Source organism: Pseudomonas antarctica (assembly GCF_900624995.1).
GTDB lineage: Bacteria > Pseudomonadota > Gammaproteobacteria > Pseudomonadales > Pseudomonadaceae > Aquipseudomonas > Aquipseudomonas antarctica.
In genome coordinates, this window is record NZ_UYXQ01000211.1 from 1 (window position 1) to 4,216 (window position 4,216).

Genomic DNA, 4,216 nt, shown 5'->3' on the forward strand with positions numbered 1-4,216 from the left:
ACGTACCGATGATTTCCGGCAGCTCACTGGAGATCACCACAATGCCTACGCCCGCCAGCGCCAGTTGATTGATGATGCGATAGATTTCGGACTTGGAGCCGATGTCCACGCCACGCGTCGGTTCGTCGAGGATCAGTACATGCGGCTTGACCTCCAGCAGCCGCGCCAAGAGCACTTTTTGCTGATTGCCGCCGCTCAAGGCGCCCACATTGACCTTGCCCGACGCCACGCGGATCGACAGTGACTTGATCGCCTCGTTCGAGCGTTGCGCTGCATGGCCACGATCCAGCACGCCACCGGCATGCGCGTCCGGCACACATGCGCAGACATTGATGTTGTCGGCCACGCTCATGTCGAGGAACAGGCCCTGGGCCTTGCGGTCTTCGGTGAGGTAGACCACACCCGCACGAATCGCATCCGCCGGGTTACGCAACGGGCTGACGGCCTTGCCGACCACTTCAAGGGTGCCGCCGGTGCGTGGGTCGGCAGCAAAGATCAACCGCGCCAGCTCCGTACGCCCTGCCCCGACCAACCCGGCGATGCCTAACACTTCACCGGCGTGTAGGTCGAAGCTGCAATTGCGCACCCGCTTGCCGTCGGCCATGTCACGCACGCGCATGACCACGTTGCCGGGGTTATACGCGGCGTGTTCCTTCTTGTAGAAACCAGAAAGATCGCGGCCGACCATCATTTTTACCAGCACTTCGGCCGACAACGCCTCGCGCGTCAGCTCGCCGATGTACTGGCCGTCCCGCAGCACCGACACACGGTCCGACAACGCGTAGATTTCGGCCATGCGGTGGCTGATGTAGATAATCGCCAGGCCCTGGCTGCGCAGTTGTTTGATCAACGCGAACAGGCGGTCGGTCTCACGCGAGGACAGCGGCGTGGTGGGTTCGTCCATCACCAGGATCCTGGCATGGGCATGCAGTGCACGGGCGATTTCCACCAACTGGCGCTCGGCAATCGACAGGCTGCTCACCGGCGTGGTCGGTTTGAACTCGGCGCCCAGGCGTTGCAGCACCTCGACGCAGCCGGCTTGCATGCCCTTGCGGTCGATGGTCCAGCCGCGCCGCAGTTCGCGGCCCAAGTAGATGTTCTCGGCCACGCTCAGGTTCGGGCACAGGCTCAGTTCCTGGTAGATCACGGCGATGCCGAGGGTCTTGGCGGTGGCGGGGTCGAAGGTGGCGACGGGCTGGCCGTCGATGCGGATTTCACCGCCGGGGTCGGCCTGGTAAGCGCCGGAGAGGATTTTCATTAAGGTCGATTTGCCGGCGCCGTTCTCCCCCATCAGTGCGTGTATTTCACCGGGGTAGACCTTCAGGCCGACATTCTTGAGCACGCGCAAACCGTTGAAGGTTTTGCTGATGCCCTGCATCTCAAGCAAGGGTTCAAGGCTCATGGATGAGCTCCTGGCATTATTATTTTTGTAGGCGAGTGCCGCCGACTCTATGCCAGATACATTTGCTTACGCAAGCGCTTGCGTGTGCCGTTTATCGCTTGATTAAACGTTTCATCAAGTGCAGAAGCGATAACTGTCTGTTGGCTGAAAGCTTGCACACACGCTTTCAGCCATCAACGCTTTCAGCGCTCGTAACGCTTGGGCAGCATGCGCACCAGGGTGTTGTCATGCACCCAGTAATGGTGGAACAACCCAGCCGCCGCATGCAGGCCGATCAACCAATACCCAGTGCTGCCCAGCCACTCATGCCAGTGTTTGAACTGCCTGGCCAGGTCCGGGTCCGGCGCCACCAGTGTCGGTAATGGAAACCCGAAATACGGCACCGGCTTGCCGGCAGCGTTGAGCATCAGCCAGGCCAACAACGGTGTCACAATCATCAAGCCATACAGCGCACCGTGCATCAGGTGCGACGCGGCCGTCTGCCACAGGGGCGGACGGGGCAGGATCGCCGGGCGGGGCGCCAGACGCCCCAGCAAGCGCAGCCACACCAGCACGAAAATCGCCATCCCGAACAGCGAGTGAGCCCCCAGGAACAATCCCTTGAGCGCGTTGCCTCGCGGCAGCAGGCCTTTGATTTCAATGCAGGCATACACGCCGATAAACAACGCCAGCATGAGCCAGTGCAGGGCCATCGAGAGTCTCGCGTAGCGCTGCGTCAGCGGATTTTGAGTCATGGAACAAAGCCTTATGCATGAGTGGTGGCCCTACCCTGCCAACCCAGTCTTAAGGCAGTCTGAAGATCGGCAAACCGATCATTTTCAGCACCTTCAGACTTCGTTAAGAAATGCCTTTGATACTCCTCCCAACATCACGTGGGAGGCGTACCGCCAGTGCCCGACATCGATTGGAAGATTTCTTTACCGCTGCTGTTCGGCCAGGCCGACAGTGCACAAATGCGCCTCGCCGTTGCCCTGCCCCATGACCCTCAGCGCCCCGCCTTCGAGGCGTTTATCCAACACCGTTTTCGCATTGCCCACGGTGCCGACATCCGCCACTTCATGCCCCAGCTGTTTGGCGTCAGCCAGGCTGACGGCGTGCTGTGTGCGGTCGCCGGGGTAAGGCTGGCCGGTGTGGAACCGCTGTTTCTGGAGCGTTACCTGGACCGTCCGATCGAACCGCTGATCAGCGCAGCTGCCGGGCAAACCGTAGAGCGCCGCGCCATCGCTGAAGTCGGCAACCTGGCCGCCAGCGACACCGGCAGTGCGCGTCTGAGCATCATCACGATTACCTGGTTGCTGGCCATGGGCGGCCTGGAGTGGGTGGCATTCACCGGCAATATCGGCCTGGTCAACAGCTTCCACCGCCTGGGGTTGAAGCCGATCACCCTGTGCGCAGCTGACCCGCAGCGCCTGGGCGAAGACCGCCATCACTGGGGCAGTTACTACGAAAGCCAACCCTGGGTGCATGTCGGCAATATCCGCGCCGGGTTCATCCACTTGCGCAACATGGGCCTGTTCCAGCGCCTAGGGTTGCCCATCACGCTTGAGGACACCAGCCATGTCGCCTGAAACCCGCCGCTTCCACGCTGTGCTGCGCGGCTATGCCGAACGCAACGACGGCGCCATCGCCCTGTGGGGCGATACGTTGAAAATGGATTACACCTCACTGTTTGCCGAAGTCGCCTATCGCCAGCAACGCCTGCGCGATGAAGGCGTGAACGTGGTCGCGCTGGCCCTGGACAACGGCGTTGATGCCATGCTGTGGGACTTGGCGATCCTGTTCGAAGGTTTGACCTGCCTGACCCTGCCACCGTTTTTCAGCCCGGCTCAGCGCGCCCATTGCCTTGAACAAAGCCACGCCGAACGGGTGATCGCCGAGCCCCACTTGGAGGCTGAGCTGTTGGGCGCCGGTTATCAGCAACACGGTGACTTCTGGCGTAAAACCTTTGCAGGTCGCCCTTCGATGCCGTCGGGCACTGCCAAGGTCACATTCACCTCCGGCACCACCGGGGCGCCCAAGGGCGTATGCCTGAGCGCCAACAGCGTGCTGCGGGTTGCCCGCGAGTTGCACCAGGCCAGCCACGCGAGCGACCCACGCCACCACTTGGCGCTGCTGCCCATCGCGATTTTGCTCGAAAACCTCGGTTGCTACGCCGCGCTGTATGCCGGCGCCACCTTGAGTGTGCCCAGCCAACGAAGCCTGGGCATTCAGGGCGCCAGCGCGGTGGATGCCGGGCAACTGCTCGGTTGCCTGGCGGTGCGTCAGCCCCACAGCCTGATTCTGGTCCCACAATTGCTGCTGATGTTGGTCATCGCCGCCGAACAGAAAGCGTTCAGCCCGGGAGGGCTACGCTTTGCTGCGGTGGGGGGCGCGCGCGTCTCCAAAGCGTTGCTGCAGCGTGCACAACAGTTGGGCCTGCCGGTGTTTGAAGGGTACGGGCTCTCCGAATGCGCCTCGGTGGTCTGCCTCAATCGCCCCGATGCGCAGCGCCCGGGCAGCGTCGGCCGGCCCCTGCCCCACGTGGAAATTCGCTTGGCCGAAGACGATGAAGTACTGATCAAAGGCTCGACCTTGCTCGGCTACCTGGGCCACAGCGAACAGCCCGAGCAGTGGTGGCCCAGCGGCGACCTGGGCACCTTCGACGAGGATGGCTTTCTCTACCTCAAGGGCCGCAAGAAACATCAGTTCGTCACCAGCTATGGCCGCAACGTCAACCCGGATTGGGTCGAGGCCGAATTGACCCAAAGCGGCGTCATCGCCCAGGCGTTCGTGTATGGCGAAGCCCTGCCCGAGAATCACGTGTTGATTTTGCCC

General features: G+C 62.0%; 4 protein-coding genes. 2 read left to right on the top strand and 2 right to left on the bottom strand.

Going from position 1 to position 4,216, the window contains the following annotated elements:
- On the bottom strand, positions 1–1,402 hold a 1,402-nt coding region (locus E0F99_RS29165), incomplete at its 3' end, for a sugar ABC transporter ATP-binding protein (RefSeq protein ID WP_130909112.1).
- A 182-nt stretch (positions 1,403–1,584) separates the two neighbouring features.
- Positions 1,585–2,136: a cytochrome b gene (locus tag E0F99_RS29170; protein ID WP_083358446.1), complete on the bottom strand. Its 552-nt coding sequence runs from the start codon at positions 2,134–2,136 to the stop codon at positions 1,585–1,587.
- 156 nt (positions 2,137–2,292) lie between these two features.
- On the opposite strand from E0F99_RS29170, the gene E0F99_RS29175 reads away from it, so the two are divergent.
- The gene (locus E0F99_RS29175) at positions 2,293–2,970 is read left to right on the top strand and encodes a thermostable hemolysin (protein ID WP_083358447.1); all 678 of its coding nucleotides are present in this window, start codon (positions 2,293–2,295) and stop codon (positions 2,968–2,970) included.
- Positions 2,960–4,216: AMP-binding protein (locus tag E0F99_RS29180; RefSeq protein ID WP_130909113.1), on the top strand; the 1,257-nt coding region annotated here is incomplete at its 3' end. The genes E0F99_RS29175 and E0F99_RS29180, both read left to right, overlap by 11 nt.